Consider the following 12,418-nt stretch of genomic DNA (forward strand, 5'->3'; position numbering starts at 1 on the left):
TTTAGCTTTAAAGAAATAATGATATTTGGAGAAAAAATCCATTTTCATTCGATCTGGCACGCCTACAGGGATTCGAACCCCGGTTGCCGCCGTGAAAGGGCGGTGTCCTCGGCCGCTAGACGATAGGCGCATAAATATTCGATAAATGTGAATCATTTCTGAGTGTAAATATAGTTGTCAGTTCAGATAAGTATATCTACAGACTCCACACTGAACGGGCAATTTTAGCAGGTTTAAATATTACAATAAATAGCTTTCTGTTGAATTGCTGTATTGCTCAAGCTTTGGTTTTATTTAGTGCTATCTTAAGATGGAATTTATAATTATTAGAGTTTCATTAAAATAAATTATGTTATTAACAATTTATTTAATCAAAGTAAATAAATATAATTGATAATTTATGTTAATTAAAGCTTGGCTAAAGGCCTAACTGTTATTATGTGTTTGTTATTACAATAATAACAATTTTAAAATCTGAATTCTCAAAGGTGGAAGGTATGGTTTATTTTACGGTTACCGCAACTGATGGTAATAAGGCAATTATTAACGGTAATATGCTTAATAAAGTAATCGATTATGGTTCCTATCGTGCTATATATCAAGGGAGTGACACTAATCATTATGCAGTTCGGGATAGCCTGTCTACCATTCAAAGCGCTTTGAACAAGTAAAAAGCTATATAGGTGTAATTTTTACCTTTTTGATAAGGAATAAATAAAATGAAAACAGAATTAACTTATATTGTAATGGCATTATGGTTATCTTTTGCAATTAGTAATGCATTTGCATATAAACCTTCTCAGTTTGATAAAATAAGCCTAAAACAGAATTGTAAAAACGAGCAGGAGTCATCGTTTAAAGATTTTGCCGGTACGCCCAGTTGTGACAAGTTGAAAAAAATTGAGATTGAGGAAAATCAGCCTATTTACCGGGTAAAATATGAATAATAATTCTTCAATTGTTGTTGGGATGTTAAGTATTAAAGTTGCGTGATCAGGTCAAACACGCTACCAAGCTGACAGATAATATACTACCAAAAGCTGCACTGGATTATCAGTTTCGATGTAGCTTTATCATTAAAAATGTTGATGGTTTCAATAGAGTACCGGTTTGACAGCCCAAAGAACTAGCTAGATAAATCGTTAATAGTTTTGTGTATTATGCGGTTTTTATTTGCGTATGCTTTTGATGATTTTTTTAATGCTGAAAAATTACAGAGAAGTTCGACCAGCCGGTTTTAGTTTCGGTTTGTCAAATTAGCTATTTTGCCCCAAAAAAATTAGCAGTTGTGCGGTGTTGAATCGTTCTAGATACCATATATTTTATGATTTTCTTATGAGTTTGATAATCTCATAAGTTCGACTGATAAGTTTAAGTTATTTTATTGATTATGTGCTTATTGACTCGGGAATATATAAGAAGTCAGTTGTTTTCTTAAAATAAATTTAACTGCATGTGTATGGGATAATTAATGTTCTTGTCAGATTTATTTAGTTATGTATCTCTACTTGCAATCCAACCCTTTGTCCCAGTTTATTCTTAATATCGTTAATTCCAAATTTTAATCCATGCAACTGTGCAATACTATCAACAATAGATAACCCAAGTCCACTACCGCGGGCTTTCTGTCCTGCTGGACGGAAAAAGCGTTCGCGCAGGCGTTGCAGGTTTTCAGGAGCGACACCGTTGCCGGGGTTGGTAATAGTGATATTTCTGGCAGCCAGTATGAGGTTAATAGTGCTGTATTCAGGACTGTAGCGGATGGCGTTATCAAGCAGATTGCGGATAAGGATGGTAAGCAGGGTATGGTCACCGGATAATGGTAGCACGGCTGCTGGCTTAGTCTGAAACTGGCGCCGGACGCGGCAATGGCGTTCACGTGCATACAGTTTTACGCTTTCTATGGCCTCGCTGCTAATGTCTGTCCAGTTTACTGTAGCGGTATAAAATGGTGCGGTAAGGTGATCAAGGCGAGAGAGGGTAAAGAGCTGGTCGACCAGATGAGAGGTGCGGTCTATGCTATTCAATATTGCGTACGCGCTGTTGCTGGATATCGTCCAGATTGGTTAAGGCGAGGACTTCAGTTTAAACTTTGAGTGCTGCCAGCGGGCTGCGCAGTTCATGGGCAGCATCGGCAGTGAAGCGCAGTTCGCGTGCGCGTGTTTGTTCGATGCGCTGGAATAAGTTGTTCAACGCATTAATCATAGGCCGGATTTCAGTTGGTACGGCACTAGGTATGGGAGTAATGCTATGAGGGGAACGCTGGTAAGTGCTATAGCTAAAGCCTGTAGTGGTTTGGTTCCACGGCGTACACCTTATGCGATGAACCATAGTAGTAAGGGCAGGGCAAGAATGGATACAGCTAATTGTGACCATACGGCGCGTAATACAATTTGCAGACGTTCATGCATGCTGAATGATACGGCAACTTCGAGTTGCAGCTGGGGATAATGCAGATAAAAGATGCATCATGCATGGCTTTGCCACCAATGACCATGATTGATAAAGCCCTGATAATTGCTTTTGTACGGAATGGTCTGGCCAGTTTCATCGGCATTGATTAGCTGCCCTTTATACCAGATAGCATACCCGGATTCTTTATTGTCGATAAGACCACGCTGTGATTTGGGTATGGGTGGTAGGCTTAAGGCGTGGTTGCTGTTAAGGTTGATTGGGATATGCATTAGCGGTTGTGCCAGTTGGCTCATCTGGGTATCGCTAGCTTCATTTATTTCATGCATGACTGCTGCTGCGCTGATAAAAGCAGTAAGTATCCACAATATAGGTAAGGTGATGCCAAGATAGATAAGTAAACGCCGGCTAATGGCTGTAGTTGATTTCATGGTGCTTCTCCGAGCTGATAGCCAAGACCTCGGCGGGTACGGATGAAAGTGACACCGATTTTTTTGCGTAAATGATGTATGTGAACTTCTATAGCATTGCTTTCGATTTCCTGCTCCCAGTTGTATAGCTTGTCTTCAATCTGGGCTGAATACTTGCTGCGGATGAGTTATCAGTAATTGTAAAAGTAACCATTCACGTTGGGTAAGGTTGAGGGGCTGGCCGTGCAGGCTGACGCTACGATCGTTCAGGTTAATGTTAAGCTGGCCAAAGCTGATTTCGGCATGGCTGATGCCCTTACTGCGGCGGATAAGGGCATGCAAGCGGGCAATGACTTCATCGAGAGCAAAAGGTTTACACAGATAGTCATCAGCACCGGCATTAAGGCCGGCCAGCCTGTCGGGAAGGGCATCGCGTGCGGTAAGAATCAATATAGGTGTATTGATACCTCTATTACGTCAATGACTGAGTACGTCCATACCGTCTGTTTCTGCTAGATTTAAATCGAGTATTACAGCATTGTATGGCGCTACACTTAAAGCCACCTCTCCAGTCGGCCAGACGCAAAGATATCACAAGCCATGCCATGCTGGCTTAGGCCGGCATTGAGGCCATCTGCGCTATCGCAGTCGTCTTCCAGAATCAGTATAGGCATACTTTTTTTCAGATAACTATCCCGATAATCCGGCCTATCATACTGGTAAATGCCAAAGCAAGAGCGCCCAGTATTACTATTCGGATTATGGCTGGGCGTTTAGGCGCTCCGCCCAGATGGGCTGATATGCAACCAAGTATACCAAGGCCAACTACGGTGGTGATAGCCAGTATGCTCATCAGCCATACAGTTGAGCTTAATAAAGATAGTAATACTGGTAATAAGGCGCCACAAGCAAAAGACAAGGCAGAGGCTAATGCTGCCTGTAAAGGATTGGCTTTGCTTACCTCAGTGATACCAATTTCCTCACGTGCATGGGCTTCGAGGGCATTATGTTTGGTTAACGCCACAGCAACCTGTTGTGCTAGGTTTTTGTTTAATCCGCGTTGACGATAAATATCGGTGAGTTCTTCCAGTTCCATTTCCGGATAGCGAATGAGAGAATCTTGCTCCTTGCGTAAATCGGCTGCTTCAGTATCACGCTGGCTAGAAACAGAAACGTATTCACCAGCTGCCATAGAGGCTGCGCCGGAAACCAGTGCAGCTATGCCAGATATAAGTAAGGTATGCTGATTCGGTTCGGCCGCAGCCAGTCCCATAAGCAGGCTGGCAGTAGAAATCAGGCCATCGTTTGCGCCCAGAACACTGGCACGTAACCAGTTATTACGATTGGAAAAATGCTGTTCATTATGCCATGATTGACTCATTTCAGGCTCCTGATAAGTACAGAATGGTACTTTACAGACATATTCTGCTACGGTATCACAACGTTACAGGCTGGTGGTACGCTTTACCTTAAGCTTCACTTAAGGATTTTTTTTTTACACTTGTTACTGTTTGGTTAACAAGGCCTAGTGATGCCAGTCGAAATGGGTATTAAGCGGTAACCGAGTAATGTTATTGCTGAGCTGTTATATATCAGTGATATTGAATATGGGCTTCTGGAATTATTTGATTCAGCATGTGAATCTGAATAATGATGTCATTTTCTGGTTAACTGAGCCCATATTGATACTGGCCGCGATGAATTTCTGTATGCAGTTGCTGTTCTGGCCATATTTGCACCGGCTGATGGTGCCATTGCTGCTATTGCTCAGTTCTGCGGTAAGCTATGTAGAAATGATGCAGAATATTTATTTTGATGCCAATAGGCTGCAAAATATTATTCAGACTAATCCAGGCGAAGCCAGTGCGTGGTTAACTCCACAATTCTGGATGTGGTTGGTAATGACAGGTTTGTTATCTGCACAGTGGTATTGCTGGAGTGTGCATATCAGCTATGCACAGCCATGTGGGGCAGTGTATGCTGGCGCTATTATTGCTTCCCTGACCTTAGTTGTTGCTATTATTCTGCTTGCCTATGGTAGCTATATTTCTTTTTTCCGCAATAATAAAGCTGTTAATCATTTAATCGTGCCAACAAATATTATTGGTGCCGCGTTGAAAACTGCTTATAACACATATGATGCACATCGGCCTTTACCGCGTATCGGATTGGATGCGAGCCATCAACTCCATGAGCAAAAGCGTTTGCTAGTATTGGTAATAGGTGAAACTACTCGGGCACAAAGCTGGGGTCTGAATGGCTATCAGCGTCAAACCACGCCGGAACTGGCAGCGATGGGTGATAACGTGATTAATTTTCCTCAGGTAACTTCCTGTGGTACAGCTACAGCAATTTCTTTACCTTGTTGTTTTCCAATATGCCACGTCAGCACTATAAAGCTAATCTAGCCAAACATCAGGAAGGTTTGCTGGATATTTTGCAGCGAGCGGGATTGGATGTGCTCTGGCGTGATAACGATGGCGGCTGTAAGGGTGTTTGCGAGCGTATTCGCCATGCGGAGGTGCAGGATTGGACGCCTGATTTAAACTGCAATGATGATGGTTGTGTGATGAAAGTTTATTGATTGATTTGCGTGCCGTAATGGCCAGATTACCTGATGATGCAGTGCTGGTGTTGCATATGATTGGCAGCCATGGCCCGGCTTATTACCAGCGTTATCCAGATGCATTCCGGTGCTTTATGCCTACCTGTGATACCAATCAGATTCAGCAGTGCACAAATAAACAATTACGCAATACTTATGATAATACAGTGCTGTACACTGACCATATACTGGCAGAACTTATTAGGTTATTGCAAACTGATACCAGTTTGGCCAGTGCGGTATAGTACTTTTCCGACCACGGTGAATCACTGGGAGAAAATGGTATCTATCTGCATGCCACACCTTATGCGATTGCGCCTGCGCAACAAACTCATGTACCCATGCTGTTCTGGGCTAATTATGACTTTGCCCGTATAAGTAATCTAGATATGAGCTGCCTGCGCCAGCATGCCCGGCAGCAAGCGTTTTCACATGATAATATTTTCCATTCAGTATTCGATTTTGATACTAGCTGCTGGATGGCAATTTTGGCGGTGATGCCGACAGTAGATACTCATATTTGGGTAAGCCCAGATTTTGTATCTGCAAATTGCTGTAACCATTTTTGGGTTGCCGGTATATCAAAGGCCTGACTTGCATATCCCATTAATAGCAGATTTTCAGGCAGGTAAGAATCATATTTTTCCAGTTTTCTTTCTGGAACAATTTCTGCAAGTATCCAAGCCTCACCCAAATGAGCTTGAGAAAGCTGTTGCAATATTGCCTTCACTTGTTCAATGGAAGTATCAGCTATTGCAATGATTCCTGCATTTATATCTGCCGATAGTTTCTCCCGCAGTAATAAGGCAAAAAGAGTATTAACAATTTTGTCGCCTTGCCACGGTAATAAATAAACAGTAGTCCCAAACTGGATTAAATTTTCTGTTGCCAGTTTAAAAGCCTTGAATATATGGCAGCTTTCATTGAATAGCTTTTTAGCATTATTATCAGTAAAGTCTACTTTTTCATGTGCGATCTGTATTCTGGAATCTTCATCACATAATATTTAATACATTTCCTCCCGAGTAACATTATGAATATTTAGGCTATGATTGCTAAAATCATAGCTCCAAATCATTTCAATAATAGCAGCAAGTCTTCAATGTATGATTCACTTCACACTGCTGCTATCTGCTATTTGTTTCTTTGTGTGTGAGTAATGAATTTTTGTTACCTTTTCTATAATAAATTATAGCCATATCTTATATTGATAATAAAACAGAAATTTATTCGGTATCAATGAATTAGTATTATCTAAATTCAACTAGATCATCAATTTCTTCACTTACTAATTTCATAAGTTCTTGTATTTCCTCATCACCATTAATAAATATGTAAAAAGTATCTAAGCGTGGATAGTATTTTTTTAAGGATTTGCCTTTTGATGTTGTGGAAGGGCAAAGGTTAAATGAAAGTACAGTAGAATTTGCCATAATGCACATAAAGTCATGCCAATAAAAAACGCCTTCCATATCGTCAGATTTAATTAAAATTCCTTCTGCAAAAAAAGCACAGTAGCTTTCTATCGGCCATTCTAAATTATTGTATAATTTTTTTAATCTTCTTATTTCAAAAAAGGTTGCGATATAATGCCTGATAATCGAAATTATAAGTACAATAATTACCATTAGTATTGTTGCAAGTATTTGCGAGGCATTTTTACTGGCCATAATGTTTTGCCATGTAAGGAAAGTAAATACTCCAAAAAGTATTGGCAAAGAAATCAATAAACCGATTAATAGTTTTATTCTTTTTTTTGGAAAATAAAGATGGCGCACCATTGCTGGAATTTGAGATAAAATAGCGTCTTTAGATTCCAATTTAATATTGCGTTCAAACAAAAATGTCGCCTCTTGGGGATCAAAAGCAACATATGCTTCCTTAACATATTTTTTTAAAACCATAACATGCATATGTTTATTTTAATAAAATATAGACACAGTATAAAATATATTAGATTTTTATGTAAAATTTATCATATTAATGATAATTAAAGTATTGCCATCTAGCTTGTTGCACATAAACAAATTTTTCATTCTTCTCATTAATTTGGAATAAAGGTTTTTAGCTTGTCCACCAGTTGCATGCATGCACCGGTCTGGGGATAAGTCTGCATGCAAAGTAACAGATTTCTGTTCTAAAGTAATCGCCCGAACCACACTCATAAAAAGCGTTTTACCAGAACTATAATCTCCAACAATCAGCCTGAACGTGGCTCCACTATCTGCGATGGGTTTGTTATCCTGTATCATGGCTTTCAGTTCATTTTATGCTCTACATGCTATCAAATTTTTGTTCGTAGAGAATATAACCATAAAAATACCAATAGACATCAAACAAATAATAAATCTATGCCATATTAACTCGCATGAAAAAAATAAATCAATGAGACATAACAGCCTGATAAAAAACTAACTTTAAAGTACAAAAATTTGTGAAAATATCTTCAGATAGTACGATAGTATTTATATATAAGCCAAGAGGCTTATGGTTTTCAAAACTGAAAATTGAATATTTCATTAGCCAGTGTTGTTTTCTGAACAAACCAGTTACATAACCAGAAGCATTAACTTATCAATATTATTAACTCCAATAACCCATAAAAAGTGTTAAATACATTTAATACCAGTGATCTAATCATTCCGATAAATGATTATAGATTCTGCTAAGCAGTACACTTATACTCAGGCTGCCGTATAATCTCTTCTTTCTCTGTTGGACGTGAAAGAATAACGCATGTGGTTTAAGCAATTAAGCATTTATCCGCTAAATAAAGAAAATCTGCCGGATCTGGAAACGCTGGTTAACAAACTGGCCGAAGCCGAATTCAAACCCTGTATGGGTCTAGACTGGGACAGTATTGGCTTTGCCAGTCCAGTATCGTTTAGTCCAGAAATGGTCTTTCCGGCGCAAAATACTTGGCGCATTGCGCTAAAAAAAGAAGAAAAAGTATTACCGGCAGCAGTAGTACGCGATATTCTCGAAGAAAAAATTAACGAAATCCGCGAAGCTGAAGGCCGGAATGTTGGCCGCAAAGAAAAAATGGAGCTGAAAGAAACCATCACCGATGACTTATTACCCCGTGCATTTACCAAAAGCGGCAAAACTGAAGCAATAATTGATACCCAGCGCGCTCTGCTATTAATTAATCAGGCCAATACCAATCGCGCCGAAATGCTGCTTACCAAATTGCGTGATGCACTTGGCGGTTTGGAAGCAAAATTACCGCGTACCCAGCAATCGCCGGGAAGCCTGATGACCGAATGGCTGCTCAATGGCGCCGCTGCCGGTCATTTTGAGCTGGATAGTGACTGCGAGCTCAAAGGCCTTGGTGATGCTGCACCAGTAGTACGTATCAGCCATCAGGATTTAACTGCTGAGGAAGTAGTAAATCTAGTGAAAAACGGTAAAGTAGTAACTCAGTTGGGGCTATGCTGGCAGGATAGAGTACGCTTTGTGCTGACACAGGATTTTACCCTGAAGCGGATCCAGTTTTTAGATGTCATTCAGGAAGAAGCAGCCGGACAAGGCGATGATATGCAAAGCATAACATTTGCTTCCCAAATACTCATGGCCGAGGCATTGGGTGATTTACTGGCTGAGCTGGTACATCATCTGGGTGGCTGGCTACCTGAATAATCGCTTAAACAGGCGTAAATTGCCGCAATTTGCCTGCAACAGCAGCATAGGCTTAGGTATAATGCGCTAAATTTATCAAAGGTATTGTCATGAGTATTAAATCAGACAAATGGATACGCCGCATGAGCGCAGAGCACGGCATGATTGAACCGTTTGAACCGAATCAGATTAAACAGGTAAACGGAGAGAAAATCATTTCCTATGGTACTTCCAGCTACGGCTATGATATTCGCTGCGCCCGTGAATTCAAGATTTTTACCAATATCAACAGCACCATAGTTGATCCAAAAAATTTTGATACACGCAATTTTGTTACCGTTGAAGATGATTTCTGCATCATTCCACCTAATTCTTTTGCACTGGCACGTACTGTAGAATACTTTCGTATCCCACGTAATGTTTTGACAGTGTGTCTGGGTAAATCTACCTATGCGCGCTGCGGTATCATCGTGAACGTTACCCCGTTTGAACCAGAATGGGAGGGCTATGTGACACTGGAATTTTCCAATACCACACCACTGCCCGCAAAAATTTATGCTAATGAAGGTGTAGCACAAGTATTGTTTTTTGAAAGTGACGAAGAATGTGCCACCTCCTATAAAGACCGTGCAGGCAAGTATATGGGGCAAACCGGCGTTACCTTGCCCAAAGCTTAATGGCCATTATAAAAAAAGGACGCCGCAGCGTCCTTTTTCTTATTGGGATTAGCGTTTAAAAGCAAAATACACCGCACCAAGTATAAAGCCAAAACTAATAAGATAATTAAAGCGAAATTCATCTTTCAGATAAAGAAGAGCAAATAAAGTAAATACCACCAGCGTAACGATTTCCTGAATAATCTTCAGTTGAAATGGCTTAATTCCCCAGTGAGCACCTAAATGATTGGCCGGTACAGCCAGACAGTATTCAAACAGAGCCATTCCCCAGCTAATCAAAATAATTTGCCAGAGCGGAAAACTGAAGTTACTCGGTTTAATGTGCCAGTACCACGCAGTAGTCATCACCAGATTAGAAACACAGAGCAAACCAATAACAATCAAATAGTGCATACTTATATTATAAAAACCATAGCTAACTAAACTTATAAATTACTAATAGACAGAAGCAATTAACTGTAGCCATTAAAAAATTCCAATACCTTATCCTACAGCAATCAACACTTTTCCGAAAGATAAAATAAATCAATATATAGAAAATTAAACGGAGCATAAATACTTGAATAATGACCAACTGCATAATAGCTTTGTGGCAAAAATACTACTTCTAAAAATATTAATGCTCATCCACTAGCCAATAGTCTTAATCAAAGATTTAAATATATCAACAACACCATATTTACCTGTATTTCTCGGCATTATCGTATAGACAAAGAACACCCATATTTACCATATATAACAGAGTATCCTAATTCAGATTAGCAAAAAATCCAGAAAGAACAACATAAAAGCAAAATAATAAAATACAATATTTGCTTGAAAAAAATCTTAATATAAATTATTGTTATAATTTTTAAACATAAAATTAAATTTTATTAGTGATTAACTACAAGTGTTTACTTATTGTAATAAAATGCAAATAATTTATCGAACCTGAATAAATTATCGGCTAAAGGAGTAGAGCTAATTGGTTATTTACATCATCTACACACCTTATCGCATTATAAAATATTTAGAAATAAATGTTTTCAATAGTTTACCAGCATTAAACTCATCGCATTTCCCAACTTCCTGTTGACAACACAGCTTATACAGAATTTTTTTCAGCATAGTTAGCAAGTAGAAGCAGTATCCAAAACAACACATCTACCAACCAAGATTTCAAATCAACAAATCAGGTACAAAAAATGAACAAAAACCGCTACAAAGTCATCTACAACAAACACCGCGGACAAATGGTAGCCGTAGCCGAAAACACCACCAGCACAACAAAAAGTACCGCCGAACACAGCAGCAGTGGCAGCAACATCATCAGCAGCCTGCTGGCCAAACTACCCCTGTTAACCGGTTCCATCCTGCTCGGATTTGGATTATGCATATTGGTTCAAAATAATGTCATAGCAGCCGAAATTCATGCCGACCTGTCTGCCCCTAAAAACCAGCAGCCAACCATCCTGCCCAGCGCCAACGGCACCCCGCAGATTAACATCCAAACCCCGAGCAAAAGAGGCGTTTCCATCAACCAGTACCGGCAAATGGACATCGACCAGAAAGGCGCCATCCTCAACAACAGCCGCAAAAGCACCCAGACCCGTCAGGCAGGCTGGATACAGGGTAACCCATGGTTAGCCAAAGGCGAAGCCAGCATCATCGTCAACCAAATCAACAGCAGCAATCCCAGCCGTCTTAACGGCTACATCGAAGTAGCCGGACGGCGTGCCGAAGTCATCATTGCCAATCCGGCCGGCATCAACATCAACGGCGGCGGCTTCATCAACGCTGCCGGCGTTACCCTCACCACCGGCCGCCCCCAGATTAACGATGGACAAATCAGCGGCATACAAATCAACCGCGGCAACATCAGCATCAGCGGCCAAGGTTTAGATAGCAGAGACAGCGACTATACCCACATCCTCACCAAAGCAGCACAAATCAACGCTGGCATCTGGGCGAACCAACTGAACATCATCAGCGGCAGCAACCACATCAATGCCGAGAATCAGCACATCAGCGCCAACGAAAACAACACCGACCCCAAGCCCGGCATCGCCATCGATACCGGCAAACTGGGTGGCATGTATGCGGGTAAAATCGTTCTTATTAGCAACGACAAAGGCGTAGGCATCAACAACGCCGGCCAGATCTTTGCCGGAGCAGGTGGCGTCACCATTAGTGCCGATGGTCAGCTCAGCAACAGTGGCAGCATCATCGCTGCCGACAAAAGCAGCACCACAGCAGACACAGCGGCGGCCACAGTCAGAAGCCACAGCATCAACAACAGCGGCACCCTGTCTAGTCAGGGCGCAATGCAGCTTCACAGCCGGCAGCTGAGCAACAGTGGCTTGCTCACCAGTGCCGACGAACTGCATATCCGCAACCAGGGCGCTCTGAGCAACCAGGGCGAAATCAATGCCAGCCGTCTTGATTTCATCAGCGACAGCATTCACAACCAGAATGGCAAAATCATTCAGAGCGGCCAACAGAGCCTGGACCTCGAACTGGACAAACTCAACAACCAAAACAACAGCCTGATTGGTTATGTACCGCAACCGAGCGCCCCAGAGCAAAATCCGGTGCAGCCCGATAAGCCGGCACAACCAGACAATCCGGCGCAGCCAGCCGAACCAGACAACCAGAGCAAAGCGCCGAGCAGCGCCGAAGGTGCCGGTCAGACCGCAACAGCGGCAACCCCCAGC

The 12,418-nt window shown here is 41.3% G+C and carries 17 protein-coding genes, 1 tRNA gene and 1 pseudogene; 8 read left to right on the forward strand and 11 right to left on the reverse strand.

The genetic code is table 11. From position 1 onward, the window contains the following. Nucleotides 1-54: 54 nt before the first annotated feature. A tRNA-Glu gene (locus BHC51_RS08265) sits at nt 55-130 on the reverse strand. A 367-nt stretch (nt 131-497) separates the two neighbouring features. On the opposite strand from BHC51_RS08265, the gene BHC51_RS12795 reads away from it, so the two are divergent. Beyond that, nucleotides 498-671: a hypothetical protein gene (locus tag BHC51_RS12795; protein ID WP_180296468.1), complete on the forward strand. Its 174-nt coding sequence runs from the start codon at nt 498-500 to the stop codon at nt 669-671. A 48-nt stretch (nt 672-719) separates the two neighbouring features. Then, nucleotides 720-947, forward strand: a complete 228-nt coding sequence (locus BHC51_RS08270; protein ID WP_100099334.1) for a hypothetical protein — start codon at nt 720-722, stop codon at nt 945-947. A gap of 543 nt (nt 948-1,490) precedes the next feature. Here BHC51_RS08270 and BHC51_RS08275 read toward each other — a convergent pair. The 6 genes from BHC51_RS08275 to BHC51_RS08290 form a co-directional block, all read right to left on the reverse strand. After that, nucleotides 1,491-2,027 (reverse strand): ATP-binding protein, encoded by a 537-nt coding sequence (locus BHC51_RS08275; RefSeq protein WP_180296469.1) that lies wholly within the window; start codon nt 2,025-2,027, stop codon nt 1,491-1,493. Nucleotides 2,028-2,085: 58 nt separating this feature from the next. Further along, nucleotides 2,086-2,331, reverse strand: a complete 246-nt coding sequence (locus tag BHC51_RS12460; RefSeq protein WP_143558816.1) for a hypothetical protein — start codon at nt 2,329-2,331, stop codon at nt 2,086-2,088. 137 nt (nt 2,332-2,468) lie between these two features. Continuing rightward, on the reverse strand, nt 2,469-2,843 hold the full coding sequence (locus BHC51_RS08280; protein WP_100153780.1) for a hypothetical protein: 375 nt from the start codon (nt 2,841-2,843) through the stop codon (nt 2,469-2,471). Further along, nucleotides 2,840-3,007, reverse strand: coding sequence for a winged helix-turn-helix domain-containing protein (locus BHC51_RS13180; protein WP_306807529.1), 168 nt, complete (start codon nt 3,005-3,007; stop codon nt 2,840-2,842). The genes BHC51_RS08280 and BHC51_RS13180 overlap by 4 nt, the downstream gene beginning before the upstream one ends. After that, the gene (locus BHC51_RS13185; protein WP_306807528.1) at nt 2,979-3,272 is read right to left on the reverse strand and encodes a response regulator transcription factor; all 294 of its coding nucleotides are present in this window, start codon (nt 3,270-3,272) and stop codon (nt 2,979-2,981) included. Before BHC51_RS13185 ends, BHC51_RS13180 begins: the two co-directional genes overlap by 29 nt. Nucleotides 3,273-3,504: 232 nt before the next feature. Continuing rightward, nucleotides 3,505-4,203: a VIT1/CCC1 transporter family protein gene (locus BHC51_RS08290; protein ID WP_100099331.1), complete on the reverse strand. Its 699-nt coding sequence runs from the start codon at nt 4,201-4,203 to the stop codon at nt 3,505-3,507. Nucleotides 4,204-4,447: 244 nt separating this feature from the next. Between BHC51_RS08290 and BHC51_RS08295 the strand changes: the two genes are divergently transcribed. From BHC51_RS08295 to BHC51_RS13100, 3 genes and pseudogenes are all read left to right on the forward strand, one after another. Next, a complete protein-coding gene (locus BHC51_RS08295) occupies nt 4,448-5,230 on the forward strand; it encodes a phosphoethanolamine transferase domain-containing protein (protein WP_180296470.1) in 783 nt (260 codons plus the stop codon). Continuing rightward, nucleotides 5,200-5,406, forward strand: a complete 207-nt coding sequence (locus BHC51_RS08300; protein WP_100153782.1) for a hypothetical protein — start codon at nt 5,200-5,202, stop codon at nt 5,404-5,406. Before BHC51_RS08295 ends, BHC51_RS08300 begins: the two co-directional genes overlap by 31 nt. Before the next feature lie 17 nt (nt 5,407-5,423). Next, a pseudogene (locus tag BHC51_RS13100) lies at nt 5,424-6,020 on the forward strand (phosphoethanolamine transferase). On the opposite strand, the gene BHC51_RS12465 reads toward BHC51_RS13100, so the two are convergent. The 3 genes from BHC51_RS12465 to BHC51_RS08320 form a co-directional block, all read right to left on the reverse strand. Beyond that, nucleotides 5,942-6,145 carry a hypothetical protein gene (locus tag BHC51_RS12465; RefSeq protein WP_143558817.1) on the reverse strand — a complete coding sequence of 68 codons (204 nt, stop codon included), beginning with the start codon at nt 6,143-6,145 and terminating at the stop codon, nt 5,942-5,944. The pseudogene BHC51_RS13100 and the gene BHC51_RS12465 overlap by 79 nt on opposite strands. A 532-nt stretch (nt 6,146-6,677) precedes the next feature. After that, on the reverse strand, nt 6,678-7,331 hold the full coding sequence (locus BHC51_RS08315) for a hypothetical protein (protein WP_100153784.1): 654 nt from the start codon (nt 7,329-7,331) through the stop codon (nt 6,678-6,680). A gap of 57 nt (nt 7,332-7,388) precedes the next feature. After that, nucleotides 7,389-7,679, reverse strand: a complete 291-nt coding sequence (locus BHC51_RS08320; RefSeq protein ID WP_100153785.1) for a BREX system ATP-binding domain-containing protein — start codon at nt 7,677-7,679, stop codon at nt 7,389-7,391. 484 nt (nt 7,680-8,163) lie between these two features. Between BHC51_RS08320 and BHC51_RS08325 the strand changes: the two genes are divergently transcribed. Further along, entirely contained in the window at nt 8,164-9,066 is a 903-nt protein-coding gene (locus BHC51_RS08325; protein WP_100135698.1) for a recombination-associated protein RdgC, read from the forward strand. An 89-nt stretch (nt 9,067-9,155) separates the two neighbouring features. Continuing rightward, the gene (gene dcd, locus BHC51_RS08330; protein ID WP_100099323.1) at nt 9,156-9,722 is read left to right on the forward strand and encodes a dCTP deaminase; all 567 of its coding nucleotides are present in this window, start codon (nt 9,156-9,158) and stop codon (nt 9,720-9,722) included. 48 nt (nt 9,723-9,770) lie between these two features. On the opposite strand, the gene BHC51_RS08335 is transcribed toward dcd, so the two are convergent. Next, nucleotides 9,771-10,115 carry a DMT family protein gene (locus BHC51_RS08335; protein ID WP_100099322.1) on the reverse strand — a complete coding sequence of 115 codons (345 nt, stop codon included), beginning with the start codon at nt 10,113-10,115 and terminating at the stop codon, nt 9,771-9,773. Nucleotides 10,116-10,909: 794 nt separating this feature from the next. Between BHC51_RS08335 and BHC51_RS08340 the strand changes: the two genes are divergently transcribed. Then, nucleotides 10,910-12,418: two-partner secretion domain-containing protein (locus BHC51_RS08340; protein ID WP_143558818.1), on the forward strand; the 1,509-nt coding region annotated here is incomplete at its 3' end.

Origin of the sequence: Snodgrassella alvi (assembly GCF_002777745.1) — a bacterium.
In the GTDB taxonomy this organism is placed as follows: domain Bacteria; phylum Pseudomonadota; class Gammaproteobacteria; order Burkholderiales; family Neisseriaceae; genus Snodgrassella; species Snodgrassella alvi_D.

Excerpts from the sequence above, each read along its gene's own strand:
- BHC51_RS12795 (WP_180296468.1), top strand. The coding sequence starts at position 498 with ATGGTTTATTTTACGGTTACCGCAACTGATGGTAATAAGGCAATTATT.
- BHC51_RS08270 (WP_100099334.1), top strand. The coding sequence starts at position 720 with ATGAAAACAGAATTAACTTATATTGTAATGGCATTATGGTTATCTTTT.
- BHC51_RS12460 (WP_143558816.1), bottom strand. The coding sequence starts at position 2,331 with ATGGTTCATCGCATAAGGTGTACGCCGTGGAACCAAACCACTACAGGC.
- BHC51_RS08280 (WP_100153780.1), bottom strand. The coding sequence starts at position 2,843 with ATGAAATCAACTACAGCCATTAGCCGGCGTTTACTTATCTATCTTGGC.
- BHC51_RS08290 (WP_100099331.1), bottom strand. The coding sequence starts at position 4,203 with ATGAGTCAATCATGGCATAATGAACAGCATTTTTCCAATCGTAATAAC.
- BHC51_RS08300 (WP_100153782.1), top strand. The coding sequence starts at position 5,200 with ATGCCACGTCAGCACTATAAAGCTAATCTAGCCAAACATCAGGAAGGT.
- BHC51_RS08315 (WP_100153784.1), bottom strand. The coding sequence starts at position 7,331 with ATGGTTTTAAAAAAATATGTTAAGGAAGCATATGTTGCTTTTGATCCC.
- BHC51_RS08320 (WP_100153785.1), bottom strand. The coding sequence starts at position 7,679 with ATGATACAGGATAACAAACCCATCGCAGATAGTGGAGCCACGTTCAGG.
- BHC51_RS08325 (WP_100135698.1), top strand. The coding sequence starts at position 8,164 with ATGTGGTTTAAGCAATTAAGCATTTATCCGCTAAATAAAGAAAATCTG.
- dcd (WP_100099323.1), top strand. The coding sequence starts at position 9,156 with ATGAGTATTAAATCAGACAAATGGATACGCCGCATGAGCGCAGAGCAC.
- BHC51_RS08335 (WP_100099322.1), bottom strand. The coding sequence starts at position 10,115 with ATGCACTATTTGATTGTTATTGGTTTGCTCTGTGTTTCTAATCTGGTG.